General features: G+C 59.7%; 18 protein-coding genes and 1 pseudogene. 12 read left to right on the top strand and 7 right to left on the bottom strand.

The window, feature by feature from the left end:
* Positions 1-18 precede the first annotated feature (18 nt).
* The 5 genes and pseudogenes from NKJ67_RS12180 (at position 19) to NKJ67_RS12160 (ending at position 4,794) form a co-directional block, all read left to right on the top strand.
* Positions 19-1,094 (top strand): annotated as a pseudogene (locus NKJ67_RS12180) (LLM class flavin-dependent oxidoreductase).
* 2 nt (positions 1,095-1,096) lie between these two features.
* The gene (locus NKJ67_RS12175) at positions 1,097-1,924 is read left to right on the top strand and encodes an alpha/beta fold hydrolase (RefSeq protein ID WP_292460146.1); all 828 of its coding nucleotides are present in this window, start codon (positions 1,097-1,099) and stop codon (positions 1,922-1,924) included.
* Positions 1,925-2,189: 265 nt separating this feature from the next.
* The gene (locus NKJ67_RS12170) at positions 2,190-3,023 is read left to right on the top strand and encodes a transporter substrate-binding domain-containing protein (protein ID WP_352581451.1); all 834 of its coding nucleotides are present in this window, start codon (positions 2,190-2,192) and stop codon (positions 3,021-3,023) included.
* Between the two features lie 56 nt (positions 3,024-3,079).
* On the top strand, positions 3,080-4,054 hold the full coding sequence (locus NKJ67_RS12165) for an amino acid ABC transporter permease (protein WP_127332355.1): 975 nt from the start codon (positions 3,080-3,082) through the stop codon (positions 4,052-4,054).
* The gene (locus NKJ67_RS12160) at positions 4,051-4,794 is read left to right on the top strand and encodes an amino acid ABC transporter ATP-binding protein (RefSeq protein WP_352581450.1); all 744 of its coding nucleotides are present in this window, start codon (positions 4,051-4,053) and stop codon (positions 4,792-4,794) included. The genes NKJ67_RS12165 and NKJ67_RS12160 overlap by 4 nt, the downstream gene beginning before the upstream one ends.
* On the opposite strand, the gene NKJ67_RS12155 is transcribed toward NKJ67_RS12160, so the two are convergent.
* A complete protein-coding gene (locus NKJ67_RS12155; RefSeq protein ID WP_352581449.1) occupies positions 4,791-4,988 on the bottom strand; it encodes a hypothetical protein in 198 nt (65 codons plus the stop codon). The genes NKJ67_RS12160 and NKJ67_RS12155 overlap by 4 nt on opposite strands.
* Before the next feature lie 601 nt (positions 4,989-5,589).
* Between NKJ67_RS12155 and NKJ67_RS12150 the strand changes: the two genes are divergently transcribed.
* From NKJ67_RS12150 to NKJ67_RS12135, 4 genes are all read left to right on the top strand, one after another.
* Positions 5,590-6,522 carry a lipid kinase gene (locus NKJ67_RS12150; RefSeq protein ID WP_128307173.1) on the top strand — a complete coding sequence of 311 codons (933 nt, stop codon included), beginning with the start codon at positions 5,590-5,592 and terminating at the stop codon, positions 6,520-6,522.
* Positions 6,523-6,745: 223 nt separating this feature from the next.
* The gene (locus NKJ67_RS12145; protein WP_352581448.1) at positions 6,746-7,033 is read left to right on the top strand and encodes a hypothetical protein; all 288 of its coding nucleotides are present in this window, start codon (positions 6,746-6,748) and stop codon (positions 7,031-7,033) included.
* Positions 7,030-8,277 (top strand): putative hexosyltransferase, encoded by a 1,248-nt coding sequence (locus NKJ67_RS12140; RefSeq protein WP_352581446.1) that lies wholly within the window; start codon positions 7,030-7,032, stop codon positions 8,275-8,277. Before NKJ67_RS12145 ends, NKJ67_RS12140 begins: the two co-directional genes overlap by 4 nt.
* Positions 8,264-8,887, top strand: a complete 624-nt coding sequence (locus NKJ67_RS12135; RefSeq protein ID WP_127318154.1) for a hypothetical protein — start codon at positions 8,264-8,266, stop codon at positions 8,885-8,887. Before NKJ67_RS12140 ends, NKJ67_RS12135 begins: the two co-directional genes overlap by 14 nt.
* Before the next feature lie 4 nt (positions 8,888-8,891).
* Here the strand turns inward: NKJ67_RS12135 and NKJ67_RS12130 are convergent, their stop codons facing one another.
* From NKJ67_RS12130 to NKJ67_RS12120, 3 genes are read right to left on the bottom strand one after another with little or no spacing between them, the layout of a single operon-like run.
* Complete coding sequence (locus NKJ67_RS12130) at positions 8,892-9,356, bottom strand: GtrA family protein (protein ID WP_352581445.1); 465 nt, start codon at positions 9,354-9,356, stop codon at positions 8,892-8,894.
* Positions 9,334-10,026 carry a class I SAM-dependent methyltransferase gene (locus tag NKJ67_RS12125; protein ID WP_127318152.1) on the bottom strand — a complete coding sequence of 231 codons (693 nt, stop codon included), beginning with the start codon at positions 10,024-10,026 and terminating at the stop codon, positions 9,334-9,336. The genes NKJ67_RS12130 and NKJ67_RS12125 overlap by 23 nt, the downstream gene beginning before the upstream one ends.
* A complete protein-coding gene (locus tag NKJ67_RS12120; protein ID WP_352581491.1) occupies positions 10,001-11,038 on the bottom strand; it encodes a glycosyltransferase family 2 protein in 1,038 nt (345 codons plus the stop codon). Before NKJ67_RS12120 ends, NKJ67_RS12125 begins: the two co-directional genes overlap by 26 nt.
* A 285-nt stretch (positions 11,039-11,323) precedes the next feature.
* On the opposite strand from NKJ67_RS12120, the gene NKJ67_RS12115 reads away from it, so the two are divergent.
* Positions 11,324-11,755 carry a hypothetical protein gene (locus NKJ67_RS12115; RefSeq protein WP_127807737.1) on the top strand — a complete coding sequence of 144 codons (432 nt, stop codon included), beginning with the start codon at positions 11,324-11,326 and terminating at the stop codon, positions 11,753-11,755.
* Between the two features lie 259 nt (positions 11,756-12,014).
* On the opposite strand, the gene NKJ67_RS12110 is transcribed toward NKJ67_RS12115, so the two are convergent.
* Both NKJ67_RS12110 and NKJ67_RS12105 read right to left on the bottom strand, forming a co-directional pair.
* Positions 12,015-12,512 carry a metallophosphoesterase family protein gene (locus NKJ67_RS12110; RefSeq protein ID WP_352581444.1) on the bottom strand — a complete coding sequence of 166 codons (498 nt, stop codon included), beginning with the start codon at positions 12,510-12,512 and terminating at the stop codon, positions 12,015-12,017.
* Positions 12,513-12,551: 39 nt separating this feature from the next.
* Positions 12,552-12,725 (bottom strand): hypothetical protein, encoded by a 174-nt coding sequence (locus NKJ67_RS12105; protein WP_127395634.1) that lies wholly within the window; start codon positions 12,723-12,725, stop codon positions 12,552-12,554.
* A gap of 592 nt (positions 12,726-13,317) precedes the next feature.
* Between NKJ67_RS12105 and NKJ67_RS12100 the strand changes: the two genes are divergently transcribed.
* Positions 13,318-13,626, top strand: a complete 309-nt coding sequence (locus NKJ67_RS12100; RefSeq protein ID WP_127266462.1) for a hypothetical protein — start codon at positions 13,318-13,320, stop codon at positions 13,624-13,626.
* Between the two features lie 41 nt (positions 13,627-13,667).
* Positions 13,668-14,513 (top strand): SIR2 family NAD-dependent protein deacylase, encoded by an 846-nt coding sequence (locus NKJ67_RS12095; RefSeq protein WP_127266463.1) that lies wholly within the window; start codon positions 13,668-13,670, stop codon positions 14,511-14,513.
* Between the two features lie 234 nt (positions 14,514-14,747).
* Here the strand turns inward: NKJ67_RS12095 and NKJ67_RS12090 are convergent, their stop codons facing one another.
* Positions 14,748-15,257 (bottom strand): ferritin-like domain-containing protein, encoded by a 510-nt coding sequence (locus NKJ67_RS12090; protein ID WP_256747074.1) that lies wholly within the window; start codon positions 15,255-15,257, stop codon positions 14,748-14,750.
* Between the last annotated feature and the right edge of the window lie 587 nt (positions 15,258-15,844).

Here is a 15,844-nt window from a genome sequence, read left to right as displayed (position 1 = left end):
CGCACTGGGGAGACCGACATGAAATTCGCCGTTTCGCTGACCATGGAACGCTTCTCGCCCGACATGCCGATGTCGAAGGTGAAGAGCAATCTCCTCGAGTTGGCGCGCATGGCCGACGAGGGTGGCTTCGAGACGCTGTGGACGGCGGAGCATCACACGATCGAATGCACGATCTCGCCCAATCCCCTGATGACGCTGACCTGGCTTGCCCAGCACACCGAGCAGATCCGCCTCGGCACCTCGACGCTGGTCGCGCCCTACTGGAGCCCGATCCGGTTGGCAGGGGAGGCGGCACTTTGTGATCACCTTACCGGCGGGCGGCTGGAGTTCGGCATCGCGCGCGGTTCGTACCAATATGAGTTCGACCGCATGGCCGGCGGCATGCCGCAGCAAGAAGGCGTTGCCTATCTGAAGGAGCTGGTGCCGGCGGTGAAGAAGCTGTGGGCACAGGATTATGCCCATGACGGCGATTACTGGAAGTTCCCACTCGCCGCCGGCGTGCCGAAGCCGCTGCAGAAGCCGCATCCGCCGATCTGGGTGGCCGCGCGAGACCCGGGAACCTTCGACTGGGCGGTCGGCATCGGCGCTTCGATCCTGTCGACGCCCTTGTCGGCGCCGGCCGCCGAGATCGCCGTGCTCGGCGAGAAATTCCGCAAGGCCGTCGCCGATCATCCAGAGGTGCCGCGCCCGCGCCTGATGATGCAGCGGCGCACCTGCGTCTACGAACGAGCGCAGGACTGGGAGATCGCGGTCGGGCATGCCATTGACTATGGCCGCGCGTTCGAGAACCTGTTCCAGAACATCGGCACCGTGCAAAACGGCTTTCCCGAAGCTATCCCCTACGAGAGCGTCAAGGGCAAAGACAATTACAATCCCGAGAACATCCGTCGCAACCTGATGTTCGCACGCCCGACGAGGTGATCGAGAAGCTGCTCGACTATGAAGCCGCGGGCGTTGACCAGTACTGCCTCGGCCTGACGTTCAACCTGCCGTTCGAGCTGCAGAAGAAGACGATCAAGCTGTGGGTCGACGAGGTGATGCCGGTCTTCGCCGCGCGCGAGCGCGAAAGGGCGCGCCAGGCGGCGAGGGCGTGACCATGGCGCGCTCCGGCCAGCTCGATGTCGAGGGCGTACTGCTCAACTGGCGCCTTGAGGGTGAGGGTGGGTTGCCGCTGGTCTGCATCCATGGAGTCGGCTCCTATCTCGAAGCCTGGAGTGGCGTGGCGGGCCAACTGAAAGATCGCTTCTCGGTTCTCACCTTCGACCTGCGCGGCCATGGCCGCTCCAGCCGGATCAAGGGCCGTTACGAGATCGATGATTTCGTCAAGGAAACGCTGGCGCTGGCCGACCATGTCGGGTTTGCCACCTTCCATCTGGCCGGGTTTTCACTGGGTGGCCTGATCGCACAGCGCCTGTCGCTGACGCATGCCGAGCGCCTGAAAAAACTGGTGTTGCTGTCGACGGTCGCCGGCCGCACGACCGAGGAACGGCACGCGGTGCGTGGCCGGCTGGCGGCGCTGATGGCGAGCGATGCCTCAGTGCATCATGCAGCCTCGCTGTCGCGCTGGCTGACGGAGGATTTTCAGGACAGCAACCCGGAGGTCATCGTTGAGTTGCGCCGGCGTGACGCTGAAAACGACCGCGACTGCTATGCGGCCGCCTATCGCGTTCTGGCCGAGACCGATTTCGGCGGCATTCTCGACCGCATCACCTGCCCGACGCTGATCGTGACCGGGGAGGACGATCAGGGCTCCAGCCCGCGGATGGCACGGCTGATGCACGAACAGGTGCAAGGGTCGCAACTCGCCATCCTGCCCGGACTTCGTCATTCGATCCTGATCGAGGCGCCGGCTCGGGTTGCCACCCTGATGGGCGATTTCCTGATGGACGCTGACCGCGGGAAAGGGGGCGGCGCCGATGAATAGCAGCCTTCGCGATGCGAAAGCGAACGCCGGACACCACTGGCTGCACGACACCTCGCAGGGAGCGGGCCGAGACCTTCCCTGTGATCGGGGGAATGGCGACGGCAAACATCCTCCGCGACATCGGAAGACCGGACCGGCCACGACGTCGCTAAATCGGCGGGCCTTTGGGAGAGGACGCCGACCAGGTCGGCACGAAATTGGGACGTCACGACCGGCTGAACGGAAGTGACTGCAAGGAACTGAACAACAACAGGGGAATACGGATATGACATTCTGGAACAGACCACAGCTGACGTTGGCCGCGATGGCGCTTGCGCTTGGCGCATATCCTGCTCACGCAGGCGCGGTGCTCGACCGCGTTGTGGCGGCCGGCACGCTCAAGGTGGCGACCGATGCCAACTGGGCGCCGCAGTCCTTCGTGAATTCCAGCAACGAGCTGGACGGCTTCGATGTCGACGTCGCCAAAGCCATCGGCAAGCACCTCGGCGTCAAGGTCGAGTTCATCACGCCCGGCTGGGACATCATCACCGCCGGCCATTGGGCGGGGCGCTGGGACATGCATGCCGGCTCGATGACGCCGACCAAGAAACGCGCCGAGATCTTCGATTTTCCGGCGGTCTACTATTACACGCCGGCGGCCGTTGCCGTGCACAAGGACAGCAAGGCCAAGACGCTGGCAGATCTCGACGGCAAGGTGGTCGGCGCCACCAGCACCTCCACCTTCGAGGCCTATGCCAAGAAGGATCTGACGCTCGACGCCGCCGGCGCGCCGCCATTCGAGTACAAGCTCAACCCGAAGGAGGTCCGCTCCTACGAGAATTCGACGACCGCCTTTGACGACCTCCGCCTCGGCGACGGCGTGCGCCTGGACGCGGTGGTCTCTTCGCTACCGTCGATCCTCGATGCCGAGAAGGCCGGCTACCCGATCAAGCAACTAGGCGATCCGGTATTCTACGAGCCGCTGGCGATTGCCATCGAACGCGGCGATCCCGAACTCTCCGCCAAGATCGGCGACGCCGTGAAAGCGATGAAGGAGGATGGCACGCTGAGCAAGCTCTCCGAAAAGTGGTACGGGCAGGATTATTCGAAGACCAACTAGCCCCTTTCAAAGGCGGCCTGCCCCCCGGCAGGCCGCCGAACAGCCGGTGCTCAAAGATGCTCTATCCCGATACCGTCGAAGCCGAAATCCTCGTCCACAAACCCTGGTTCGTGGCTACGATGTTCGGCGTCGTTCTGCTTCTCTTCATGGCTTTCAACATGTCGAGCACCAGCTTTGCCGAACTGATGCGCCCCGTGATCGGCGAACCGTCGGTGAGTGGCTTCTACGGCCGCTTTGCCATTGCTTTTGCCATCGCAGTGATCTTCACCTTGAACGTCGTGCTGATCGGCTTCGCGCCGCTCAAGTTCCAGATCGGCATCGTCTGGCTCGAACTGCTGCTCCTGTTCATCGCCTTCTTCGAAACGTTCCATCTCAGCCTGCCCTTTATCAGGGAGAAGCTGCCGTTCCTGATTAGCCAGGGCGTTGTCACCACACTCTACGTCTCGGCCATTTCGATCGTTATCGCTTCCGTCATCGCCGTCGCCGGTGCGGTGGCCAAGCTTTCCAGCAATGGCTTCGCCTACGCCATCGCCAGCTTCTACACCTCCTTCTTCCGCGGCCTGCCGCTACTGATGCAGGTCTATCTGATCTATCTCGGGCTGCCGCAGCTCGGCTTTGTCATTGATGCGGTTCCGGCCGGCATCCTGGCGCTATCGCTCTGCTACGGCGCCTACATGACCGAGATCTTCCGCTCCGGCATACAGAGCATCGATCGCGGCCAGTGGGAGGCGTCGCGCTCCATGGGCTTCGGCTTCACGCTGACCATGCGTCGCATCATCCTGCCGCAGGCATTGCCGGTCATCATTCCGCCAACGGGCAACCAGTTCATCTCGATGCTGAAGGATTCCTCGCTGGTCTCGGTCATCGGCGTGTGGGAGCTGATGTTCCTGGCGCGCACCCTCGGACAGAAGACCTTCCAGCACATGGAGATGCTGATCTCGGCAGCCATGATCTACTGGATGCTGTCGATCTGCCTCGAACTGGTCCAATCGCGGATCGAACGGCATTACCACAGGAGCAAGGTGCGATGAGCGCTCCGGCCATCATTGAAGCCAAGTCCGTTTCCAAATGGTACGGCCAATTCCAGGCGCTGAAGAACATCAACCTGATCGTCCACAAGGGCGAGCGGATCGTGATCTGCGGGCCCTCGGGTTCCGGCAAATCAACGCTCATCCGCTGCTTCAATCGCCTGGAGGCGCATCAAGAGGGCGACATCGTCGTCAACGGCGTTGCCTTACATGGCAAGATGACCAACGTTGCCGCCGTGCGCTCCAACGTCGGCATGGTCTTCCAGCACTTCAACCTGTTTCCGCACATGACGGTGCTGATGAACTGCATGGCCGGCCCAATGTGGGTGAAGGGCGTATCGGAAAAGCAGGCGCGCAAGACCGCACTGAAGTTCCTTGAGCGGGTCCGCATTCCCGAACAGGCGAACAAGTTCCCCATCCAGCTGTCCGGCGGACAGCAGCAGCGCGTGGCGATTGCCCGCAGCCTGTGCATGGAACCGGCTGTCATGCTGTTCGATGAGCCGACCTCCGCCCTCGATCCGGAAATGGTCTCCGAGGTGCTAGAGACGATGACGGGATTGGCTCGGGACGGCATGACCATGGTGTGTGTGACGCATGAGATGGGTTTTGCGCGTGCGGTTGCCGACCGGGTGATCTTCATGGACGCTGGGCAGATCGTCGAGGAGGGCACGCCCGACGGGTTTTTCGGCCACCCTTGCCATGATCGAACCAAGTTGTTCCTCAGCCAGATACTGAAGCATTAAACTTCCAGAAAAAAGCTGCGTGGATGCGCTGGACGAACGGCCCGTGCCTTTCCTCGACCAGCAGCGCACGGGTGCCGCGGATTCACCACGCCATTTTTCCTGTCCGTTTCTTCCTTTGCGCGCTTCAACGATTTCTCGGCACGTTTGACGCGCAACCTTGAACTGCCAAGTTCGAAATCAAGAATTTCAGCCATCGTTCCCCTTCTATGCGGTTGCGGTCCCTTCGGCTGATAATTACGGCTGTTCTGTTTGGTTCCGGCCAATCGCGACCCGGCTCCAGATTTTACAGGAGCCAGGCCGATCTGGTCCTGCCGATTTAAATCTCTCCGGCAATGGGCTTGAGCGCATCTTCTGTCGCAGGCTCCAGCGGGGCGCGGCGACGTTCCGGAGCAAAGCGGCGCGCCGAAGGACGATCTGAAATCCGCCCCGGGACATATCCGCGATGCGATCGACCGCGCTTTCAAGCTTTCGCGCGATAGATAGGCGCGCCGATGATCATGGAAACCTTCGACCATGTCCACTCCGAGGAGGTTTCAAGTTGTTTGGGGAATGACATGTGCTGGCCAAGTGGCCTATCTCACGCATCGCCAGCACCTATGCGATTGCCAAGACGGCTGTGCCGGCGTGACGGTCCACGAACTCGAATAGCGATCCTGGGGACCGCTGGATGTCGCAAATTGCGCCGTTCGCAACGTCGCGGCGGAGGTAGGTCCGGTTTGAGTCGAAAGCTTCGGTTGCGGTCGAATGAGCAACCGCCCTATGTGCATGCGTCATGACCATCGGATCGATCTTTGAATGAGCAAATTAGCCACAAGGCGCGCATTGCTGCTCCTCAATCCAAAGGCGCGGCGCGGCCAGGAGATGATCGCCCCGATTGTGGAGCGGCTGGAGCGCGGCCGGCTTTCCGTCACTGTCGAAACGTTCGAGGCCTTGCCGGAGATTGCCAGTGACATAGTTCGCCTACGCCAAATGGCCGACCTTGTGGTCGTGTGCGGTGGCGATGGTTCGGTGTCGGCGGCGGCGATGGCTGTAGTGGAAAGCCGCCTGCCGATGGGCATTATCCCTATGGGAACGGCTAATGACCTCGCTCGCACACTCGACATCCCCATGGATCTTCTGCAGGCCGCTGACGTGATCGTGCGGGGCCGACTTCGGCAGATCGATATCGGCACGGTCAATGGCAATGCCTTTTTCAACGTCGCGAGTATCGGACTCAGCACTGAACTGGCGAAGGGTCTAGATCCCACTTTGAAGAAGCGTTTCGGCAGGCTCGGCTATGCGCTGGCGGCGGTTAAAGTGTTGACGCGGGCCACGCGGTTCCACGCGAAGATTATTGAGAAAGGCGCGGCGACCGACGTCGAAACCTACCAGATTGCGGTGGGAAACGGTCGTCACTACGGGGGCGGCAACGTGGTGGAAGAGACGGCCGAGATCGATGACGGACATCTCGATCTCTATAGCTTGGAAATGACGAACCTCTGGAAACTGGCGCTGATGCTCCGCTCCTTCCGTTCTGGGACGCATGGCGCCTGGCGAGAGGTTCGGACGGCTAGGTGCGTCGAGTTCGACATCGAGACGGAGAAGCCGATGCCGGTCAACACCGATGGTGAGATCGTCACCTCGACACCAGCTCATTTCAAGGTCCACCCAAAGGCGATCTCGGTCTTTGCGCCTCCGCCTGTGGGCATTCGACGTCGCACAGAAGGAGCATTCGGTGCGGACCTTTGATTTGTCGGGCGACCATCCCGGTGTCAAGGCTGCGCAATAGCTCGTCCGGCCGCCGAGGCATGCATGATTATCGTGTTCTCGACGCGCTTCAAAGGCGCCTTCCACGCACCGCGGGTATTCTCCAAACGCTCGCTTAGAAGCAGGGCCAAAGATTTGTTGCCCTTCGCCGCTCGAATATTAGCAACCTCTTGACGATCGCCAGCCGCGCTCCAGAATCCCTCACATGGTGCGGGAACAGACTGGCATCGACTTTGGCCACGAGGTGACGATAGGCGTCACCAATCTGGAACTGCTCGACGACCGTCGGGCCAGCGTCGGCGTTGCGACCTACAACTTCCTCTTCTCGATCGACACGCCGAAGAAGGCAACGGCGCCGGACAAGTTGAACCCCATCGGACACGCCCCGCCGGTTGACAATGAAGATGGCAAGGCCACGGTCGGCGGTTTGGTCACGGCGGAATTTGGCCCCCATCAGAGGATGGAAACGTGCCGCGCCGGTGCTCTGCTATGAGAAAATCCGGGACTGAGAATCTCGTCACGGCCATCAAGAGCCCCCGCCATGCACCCTCGAAAGACCACCCAGAGCAGTTCGAGATTTTCCCCGACTACGGCTCGACGATCAACAAGCGCCACATGGTAGCGGCAGCGGTCGTGACAGTCCCGCTCCTGTTCGGTGTCGCCGGACTTGCTATTCGTTATGCCGCTGTTGCTTCAACGTTGGCGGAACCAGGCTTCGAGTCTTATGCTCGTGCGCTCTGCCGATGGGATTGCCACTGGTATCTGGATATTTCCGAACGCGGCTACGAGCGCTTTCCCATCCCAAACCAAAGCAACGTCGGACGATGGGGCTTCTTTCCATTCTATCCGATGCTGGTAGCGGTGATCCGGGCGATTTTCCCCTTCGCCACGATACTGGTCGCGACGATCACTTCGATTGCATGCAGCTACGCCGCGTGTCTGGTGGCATGGCCGCTGTTGGAGAAGAACATGCGGGCCTATGTACTGTACTGCGCTTTTCTGCTTAGCGGCCCGTTCTCCTTCCACTTCACAACTTTCCTTTCCGAACCTCTTTTCGTGCTCCTGACCTCGATTGTCTTCCTGGCACTCAAACGCTCCCGCTATCCCGTCGCTGGCGTCTCGTCAGCGCTCCTCTCGGCAACGAGGCTCGTTGGGGTCCTTGTCGTCTTTGCGACCGTCATTCAAATGTTCCAGCAGCATCGCGAACGGGGCGGCTCACCACTCTCCTTTCCGCGTTGGGTGCTCGGTCGACCGGATCAGCTCGTCGCTATCTTTATCTCGCCTGCCGGCTTGTTTGCCTACATCCTGTTTTTGTATGTCACTGTCGGCGACGGCTTTGCGTTTCTGCACGTCCAACGCGCCTTTGGACGAGTGGCTGGGAACCCGCTCCTGTTTCTATGGGACGGACTCTCAGCATTTCCCAAGACCGGGTGGCTGCCCACGGCGCCGCAATGGAGTGCGCTCGCAGCGATCGTCGGGCTGGCGCTATCAGTCGTGCTGGTGGCTCGCAAGCAATATGGCGCTGGGGTCTTCTGCGCGATCTGCATTCTCGTGCCATTGATAACGAATCTGGCCTCCATGGTCAGATACGTTATTGGGCTGGCGCCTCTTATAATGTTGATGGCCGTCCTGTTGTCGGCGTCGAAACTGACCTGGCTCGCCGCTTTGGTTCTCTTCCTGGTCGCCTGCTATTTCATGACGGTGGCATGGATTGGGGGCTACCTTGCTTTGGTCTGACACCCTCAACCCCCATGGACGCGCTATCTCGCTTGGCGCTTACGCGCTCGCCGCGGTTCTGGCCGTGTCCGAACTCGCCATCCTTGCGCTGGCTCTCCATCCGAATGTCCACGCCGACTATCGTGCCTATTACATCGACCGCACGACGACATGCCTCAACCGCGATGCCATTGGCAGCTACTCACTCGGCCAGACAGTGTCCTTCCGGTCCGATGGCGCCAAACGGGTTGCCGGCATGAAAGTTTGTGGCTGGTCGGGGCCGGCAGCCGACGGCACGCATTCGCTGGGCGAGACCTCGCGGCTTCGCCTGCAGATACCGCCGCTTCGCGACGGTCTCAAGGCAACGCTACAAATGGCCGCTGTCATTCGTCCGCCACAGATGACGCAGAGGGTAATAATCTCGGTGCATGGCGTGTCCGTGCATAAGGTCACACTGTCGGGCAAGCAACCGATAACCGTCTCGTTCGTCATTCCGCACGCAGCTTTTTCGGACGCCAGCACGTTCGAAATGACCTTTGACTATCTCGACGGGATCCCGCCCAGCCAGGCCGCCAGCGACATTTACAAGCGCTCCATCAAATTGGTGTCGTTTCGACTGGACGCCATTTAGAGCATTATTGCCTCTGGCGGGAGCGATTGCCGTGCCGACCGGGAATGCGTCCGGCAAAAACCCACCGGTCAAGCACGAAGAAATTGATGCCGGGGACAAGCAAGCACGTAACCAGCACGGGAATGATGAGCGGCAAGCCCAGCTTTACCGTCAGCAACGCCGGCGCCCCATAGGCAATGGCCAAGCCTGTTGCCCCCAGCAGGAGAAAACGCGGAGCTTCAGTTCGATGCGATCGGCCCGACACGAACGTCAGGGATTTGTGAGCTAGATACGAAAACAGGGTGGCTGCGGCATATGCCCCAAGTGAGGCCTGGATGGGCGTTAAACCGAGCCATTCCGATTTGGAAAAAGCGGCAACCAAAGCGGCATACAGAATTGTGGCAGCGATGCCGACCAGGCCGAAACGTGCCAGTAGCTTCAGGGCGTCGTCGCCGGCAGGCCGATGCTCATGCATGCGCACTACACGCATACTGTGCCCCCAGCGGCAGGGGGGCGAGCGCGCGCTCGACTTTTCGGGCCAAGGACCTGCCCGACGGCAGCAGCAGGAAGTGCTCGGATCGGATGTTGCTGAAGCCTGCTTCTTGAAGGAGGGACGCTGTTTTGGCTGCGCTGAGCAGCACCGCGTCATGGTCGAAGGGACACCGGAACACAGCCAGACGCGTCAGCGGGTTATAGGGATTGTGCTCGATGATGCAGGCGACACCGCCCGGGCGCACGACGCGCCGCATCTCGCGCATGAACCCGAGCCAGGAAGCTGGCGGTACGTGATGGACGACGCAGCTGCCGAAGGCCAGATCAAAGACCCCATTGTCGTATGGCAGGTTCAGGCTGGTGCAGGCCCTGTATGTGACGCTCGGATTTTCCTGCCTCGCACGCAGGATCGATTCCTGCGAGATGTCGCAGCCGTCCAGGGACTCGAAGACGCCTTTGAGATAGGGATGGAGCGCACCTACGCCGCAGCCGACATCAAGCGCCCGCACATCCGAGCCGGCATGACGAAGCACCCGCTCGACCACAACGCGTCGCAGCAACTCGGCCTTCGCCATGAGAAAGAAGTCGTGCTTAAGCCCTGAAAAGCGGATCGATCCCTGGACCGTCTCACCATAATTGAATCTATAGCTGTCGAAGGGTTCGGACATTGGCCGGGACTCCAATCCGGGATTTTCGAGGCGGGCGGCGGCTCTTGCCGGGGACGGCAGACATGGCCCGGTCGAAGCCGGTGAGGCGATCGATCACGTAAAGCGGGCGCCGTTTTACTTCGGCGTGGATGCTGCCGACATACAATCCGACCACGCCGGTCATGAAGAGGTTGATGCCGCACAGGAGCGACACGATCATCACGGTGGATGTCCAGCCGGCAACAATGCCGGTTTCAAAGGCCCAGGCGTAGATGGCGTAGGCACCAAAGGCTACGGCCAGCGCAGAAATAGCCAAGCCGCCCCAGAGCGCCAGGCGCAGCGGCTGCTCCGAGAAGCTGACGATGGCGTGCACAGCAAGATGCACCATCTTCCAGAATGGGTATTTGGTCTGGCCATGGGCTCGTGCCGGGCGCTCGAACGGCACCGACGCCTGCTTGAATCCCATCCAGCCAAACATGCCCCTGACGAAGCGATCCTGTTCGGGCATCTGCCTGAAGGTTCTCAGCGCTTTGGGACCGACCAACCGGAAATCTCCAACGTCGCGCGGAATGTCAACGGTCGTCATCCTTTCCAGCAAGCGATAGAAGAGACTTGCCGTGAAGCGCTTGAACCAGGATTCGCCCTCGCGTTTGACGCGCCGGGCATAGACAATTTCGAAACCTTCTTTCCACTTCCCCACCAGATCGAGAACCACCTCGGGTGGGTCTTGGAGATCGGCATCCATGACGATGACGGCATCCCCCTGGGCGGCGTCCATACCGGCTGTGATTGCTATCTGGTGCCCAAAATTGCGGGAAAGCTCGATTAGCCGAAAACGAGGCTCGGCGGCGACCACACGCCGAAGGTAAGTGACGCTGCCATCGCTGCTTCCGTCATCGACGAAAATAGCCTCTGTCTCACCGTCCAGCTGGTGGATTAGCAACCTGATCCGCTCGATCAGACGAGGCAGCACTTGTTCCTCGTTGTATATCGGCAGAACCAGTGAGTAGCGCAGCGACACGTTCGCTCTCATCCCGGCACTTTGGATTACAGAGGCCTCCATGCCGATCAAATGAAACGCCAGCCTCAAAGTTCCATAAGGCATTACTAATTTAATTTGTTGTTGCAGGCGGGTGGCGAGCTGTTCGTTCTGAACGGCTTCGGTCTGATTTGGGATGAGATATCGTTTCGCGCGCCGGCGGAGCAATGCGCTGTTTCGCAATCATTGTCGGGCAAGTGGCCGCCTTGCCAGCTCTTGTCAGCGCGTTGGCGCGCGATAATTTTTGAGGGGAAGGGACTTCGACCAAAGGAGCCGACGATGGAACACCAAACTTTAAGCCAACTGCAGACAATTGCAGAAGTAGAACCCCTGTCGACATACCCGATCATGACCCGGCAACAGCGCATTGAGCGCTGGGCAGAGTTGCTGGAACAACATCCCGAGCGACGCCTGACAGCGCTTACCGGCACTGAGTATCTGAAGCGGGAAGCTCGCGACGCAGCGCGCGGTGAGGGCTCGCCAATTACTGTGGCCTTCGAGGACCCGCTACTGCGTGCGTTAGGCCTGAAGGATGACACCTATGGGGCAGCAAAGCGCTTCTTCGAACTGTCTGACGGGGAGTTGCATGACATCGTCTGCAGTTGCCATGTCGGAACCACGTTCAGAGGGCAGTGGGCTGCCGCTAGAGTCCGCCGGGCAATCGGAGGGAACAGGTTTCTTAAGTGGCTTAGAGAGAGTGTGTGGCACTGAGGTCGCCAAGGACGGCGATTGAAGCTCGTTTCAAGCGAGGTGGATGAACGATTGGGGCGCCAGTGGAGCGCCGTGTTGACGACGGGGGTCGGCGCCTGTCCCACGGCTGTGCAGACGGGTGGGGCGCTCTTCGGTCCCAGTTTACTCGCGGTGCGTTCCAGCATGGCTGCAATACTCCAGGGGCAGGATTCTGGAATCCTGTTTGCGGCTAGCATCACCACGTGAAGACATCGATCGTTCGCCATCTGCTGCGCTAACCTCAATCTCGGCGGCACCTGGCCTGTATGGCAGCAAAGGTGACTGGGCGAAAATCCCAGGCGTCGACGCCGACGTCGTGCTGGCGCGTCATTGGCTTCAGCCGGCCATGAGAATGGCCGTGCAGGTTTATCGATTTCTTGCCGATCTTGTTCCAGGTGCGGAACGGGTAGTGGCAAAGAACCAAGAAACTGCCCTCGACAGTTAGCTCCTTGTAGTGTTGCACGCTAGCCCAAGCCGAAGCGCGGAGCGTTACCATGCCGTCGTTGTTGCCGATGATCAGGTGTTTGGTGCCGTGGAGGCAGGACAGCAGCGAAGACACTGTCTCGGCCGATCCCTTGGCGAAGTCGCCGAGGTGCCAAACCTCGTCATTTGGAGCAACAGTCTCGTTCCAAAGTTCAGTCAGTGCCTGGTCGTGCGCCACCAATGAACTGAAGGGGCGGGGGTCGAGCCGCAGAATGCGGGGATCGTTGAAATGCGTGTCGGAGGTGAAGAAGATCATGCGCCGCCGCTGGCTGAGATGAGCGCTCAACGATCGCTTTTAAGTTCGGTTGCCGGAGCGGCTTTTGGGTCCATCATCGATCCTGATTTGGGCTTCCCTGAGCATCTTGAGTGCCTCTTCCTTGGTGAGGCCGCACTTGCGCGCAAAGTAGAGAGCTTCGATCGCCTTTTCACGATCTGTGGCTTCTGTGTGCTGTTTAAGCTTTTCACCCATCGTTCTCTATCACCTTTTGATGCCACCGAACCATCACGGTGCCGGGTTGTTCCCATCCATCGGATCTGCTGACCTGCGGAGCGCCGCTGCCTGATGTCGCCGATAAACGAGATCCCGAGACCTGTAGCAGGCATCAGCTTGGTCGTTTCTATGTGGCCCGTCTGGGAGGCACTGTCGGAGCTCTAAAGTTGCCGAACGCTTTGCGGCGGTTGCTTTTGGCTACGAGCGGGCGCGGCAGGCATCTACTGCCGAAGGCGGCTCGCGCTCGCGGAGGAACCATGCAACGCGCTTTTTGAATCGCAGTCTGAAGACCCAACCGCGATCACCTAGTGCGCCCGACGGTAGGACAGCGAGAAGCCTTGCCTCTGCCTTTGCAAGGTTGCCATGGCGATCCGGAACCTCGAGGCATGTGGAGAGTTGTCCAGCAGCCCAGCGGAGATCCAAGCCATGGCGCCACCAGATGCCAATCCCGGCGTCGCCGCGCAGCCGAAACGCTCTAGCAAGCCGGCAACTCCATCACCGGCACGGCACAAGGCCTCCGGAGCAGGATTATCTATCGACGGGCTCCCAATGGTATGAAGGACAATGGCCCATGAACGTCGCCAACCTGCAATTGGAAGGTTTGCTTATGGCGGTCGCGGCCGTCAATAACGCCTTGGTCCGCAGAGGCCTTCTCTCGGTCGATGATATCGACACGGCGTTGAAAAACGCGGAAGCCTCCTTCACGGTTGATGAGCGCCTCTTCGAGGATATGTCGCCGGCTAACCGCGACGCAGTGTGTTTCCCTTTGCGGCTTTTGCGGCTGGCTAACACCGAGCAGTTCGAAGCGAGTGTGCCACCGTTTTCCGAGCTGGCCAGGCAGGTGGGGATCACCAAGGAGCCTAATAACGACCAGATGTGAGGGAGGAAGGTCCACCTGCGCGGGTGGCCTCGAAAGACGTGATGAACGATGACCCTGTAGATTCGCTCGCCAACGCAATTCGGCATCGCAGCGCAATTCTGTTTGTTGGGGCAGGGGTTTCGATCAGCGTTGGATTACCCTCCTGGGAGAAGCTGATAGAGCGAATGGCAAAGGAGCTCGGCGTCGACGACGAATTTTCCACGAGACGCGATCGTTTTCAAACCCTGGCCGAGTACTATCGCATCAAGCATGGCAGCATCGGGCCACTTCGCAGTTGGATGGACAGAAACTGGTCCGTCCCCAAGGACCGGATCGAGAAATCCGAGTTGCATCGTCTCATCGTGAGGCTCGACTTCCCTGTCATCTACACAACTAACTATGATCGGAATCTGGAACTGGCTTATGAGATATACGGTCGGGACTACGTGAAAGTGGCCAATGCACGCGATGTGGCGCAGGCCCGCCAAGGCATTACCCACATCGTCAAGTTCCATGGTGATTTCGACGAGGATTCGTCCCTCGTCCTCACCGAAACGGACTACCTCGATCGTCTCTCCTTCAATTCTCCGCTGGACGTGCGTTTTCGCTCGGATGCGCTCGGCAGCACGATCCTCTTCATTGGCTATAGCCTTTCCGACCCAAACATTCGGTTGTTGCTGCACCGTCTCTGGCAGACGTGGCATCGGTCCGGCTATGAGAAAGATCGCCCGCCCTCGTTCATCTTCATGACCAGCCGAAACCCTGTGGAGGAGGCCGTGCTTGGACGTTGGGGCATTTCGGTCGTGGTCGGCGAAATCGACGAGCCGCAAGCTGCTTTGGTGGACTTCCTCAGCCGGCTGGCGGAGATGGTTGGGGATGGGGAACTGTCGCCAAAAAGTGGGCGATAGCAACATCCGTATGATGGGCAGTTCGGCGGCGGCACATGGCAGAGAATTCCGTCCGGAATTTCAAGTTCAATTGGCGCCAAGGATACTATCGCGGCACGGAGAGCTAATCGGAAAACTTACTCACGCACTGCCTACTTTGAAGTGCCTTTCAGCGGTAACGGCTCAACCTCGATGCGCCTTGCGCCGAGCTTCGGCGCAAGGGGCGAGCTTGTTTAGCGATACGCTACCGGCTGATCAACGCTTGGCGTTTTCACTCTCCGAGTCGGCCCGCGCCAGGAACTGCTCGGTTGTCGTTGGAATATGGCTTTTCAACCAGTCCGCCATTGCGACTTCCTCACGCAGGTTCTCTTCGCAGACCTGGGCGACCTCTGCTTCACCCAGCGATTTGGCAGCGGCGATGAGTATTGTGTAGGAGGCGATTTCCATGTGCTCGAACGTGTAGCTTGCAAGCGATCCTTTCATCACTTCGTCACCGGCGAAGACACCGCTGAGCGACTGCGCCATTGCCGTCAGCTTGCCGCCGGCATCCTTCAGTGTGGACGAGCCTTGTCCGATGCGGTCGAGACAGGTCTCCAGCCGAGCAGCCTGCTGTCTGGTCTCCTGGATGTGCTGGCGAATCCGCTCGCTGAGCTCAGGATAGTTCTCAATTCGGTTCAGCTGCCCATTCAACATGGTCTCGGCCTGCTCCTCCATAGCGTGAGCATCCCTGAGCCATTGGACAAGCCATTCGCGCGATTCTGACATTTCATATCTCCTTCATGGGTCGGCCAGAACTTTCAAAGGGAGATATTGTTCCTCATAGTTTGACCTGCGGAGTCAGCCTGTGTCGCAGGCTTTTCCCAGTCGGCGCTGCAATCAGGCTCTCGGCACCAGGAGAGAATAGCGCGGTACGGGCACTGCCGCTGTGTCCAAGCTGGCAAACCCATTTCTGCAGAAATGACCGAACCTGCTGCCTGTCGCGGGTTCGGCGACGGATGGACCTCTGTTTCGCGTCGGCTCGTATTCTGATGCCCGCGCTGCCATGTAGGGCTAAGCTGTATCTCGCCGGAGCGGCTTCGCATTTTACCGTTCGCTTGCGAAATCAACCCCTACCTGATGCGCGTCCAGGGACGAGGCATGTTCACCTGCGGAGATCTTATCTCACGAAGGGATCGCAATGGAACGTCAGGGCATTTCGGAGGTTGGTAAGGAAGTTTCGCAGCTAAGGAAACGAGCCATGACTTCTTCAGACAATTCTTCAACTGGCATATCACCACGCCCCGAAAAATCGGGCGGCAGGACCTCGTCTAAGCCGGCGACACCGTCACCGGCCGCAGAGAAAGTCTCCGGAG

This window comes from Mesorhizobium sp. M0088 (assembly GCF_040322895.1).
GTDB lineage: Bacteria > Pseudomonadota > Alphaproteobacteria > Rhizobiales > Rhizobiaceae > Mesorhizobium.
Note: the sequence above shows the minus strand (reverse complement) of the source record. Positions and strands in the feature narration are given on the sequence as shown.

Excerpts from the sequence above, each read along its gene's own strand:
- NKJ67_RS12170 (WP_352581451.1), top strand. The coding sequence starts at position 2,190 with ATGACATTCTGGAACAGACCACAGCTGACGTTGGCCGCGATGGCGCTT.
- NKJ67_RS12115 (WP_127807737.1), top strand. The coding sequence starts at position 11,324 with ATGGAACACCAAACTTTAAGCCAACTGCAGACAATTGCAGAAGTAGAA.
- NKJ67_RS12150 (WP_128307173.1), top strand. The coding sequence starts at position 5,590 with ATGAGCAAATTAGCCACAAGGCGCGCATTGCTGCTCCTCAATCCAAAG.
- NKJ67_RS12095 (WP_127266463.1), top strand. The coding sequence starts at position 13,668 with ATGAACGATGACCCTGTAGATTCGCTCGCCAACGCAATTCGGCATCGC.
- NKJ67_RS12130 (WP_352581445.1), bottom strand. The coding sequence starts at position 9,356 with ATGCGTGTAGTGCGCATGCATGAGCATCGGCCTGCCGGCGACGACGCC.
- NKJ67_RS12105 (WP_127395634.1), bottom strand. The coding sequence starts at position 12,725 with ATGGGTGAAAAGCTTAAACAGCACACAGAAGCCACAGATCGTGAAAAG.
- NKJ67_RS12165 (WP_127332355.1), top strand. The coding sequence starts at position 3,080 with ATGCTCTATCCCGATACCGTCGAAGCCGAAATCCTCGTCCACAAACCC.
- NKJ67_RS12160 (WP_352581450.1), top strand. The coding sequence starts at position 4,051 with ATGAGCGCTCCGGCCATCATTGAAGCCAAGTCCGTTTCCAAATGGTAC.
- NKJ67_RS12110 (WP_352581444.1), bottom strand. The coding sequence starts at position 12,512 with ATGATCTTCTTCACCTCCGACACGCATTTCAACGATCCCCGCATTCTG.
- NKJ67_RS12100 (WP_127266462.1), top strand. The coding sequence starts at position 13,318 with ATGAACGTCGCCAACCTGCAATTGGAAGGTTTGCTTATGGCGGTCGCG.
- NKJ67_RS12090 (WP_256747074.1), bottom strand. The coding sequence starts at position 15,257 with ATGTCAGAATCGCGCGAATGGCTTGTCCAATGGCTCAGGGATGCTCAC.
- NKJ67_RS12140 (WP_352581446.1), top strand. The coding sequence starts at position 7,030 with ATGAGAAAATCCGGGACTGAGAATCTCGTCACGGCCATCAAGAGCCCC.
- NKJ67_RS12155 (WP_352581449.1), bottom strand. The coding sequence starts at position 4,988 with ATGGCTGAAATTCTTGATTTCGAACTTGGCAGTTCAAGGTTGCGCGTC.
- NKJ67_RS12175 (WP_292460146.1), top strand. The coding sequence starts at position 1,097 with ATGGCGCGCTCCGGCCAGCTCGATGTCGAGGGCGTACTGCTCAACTGG.
- NKJ67_RS12125 (WP_127318152.1), bottom strand. The coding sequence starts at position 10,026 with ATGTCCGAACCCTTCGACAGCTATAGATTCAATTATGGTGAGACGGTC.
- NKJ67_RS12145 (WP_352581448.1), top strand. The coding sequence starts at position 6,746 with ATGGTGCGGGAACAGACTGGCATCGACTTTGGCCACGAGGTGACGATA.
- NKJ67_RS12120 (WP_352581491.1), bottom strand. The coding sequence starts at position 11,038 with ATGAGAGCGAACGTGTCGCTGCGCTACTCACTGGTTCTGCCGATATAC.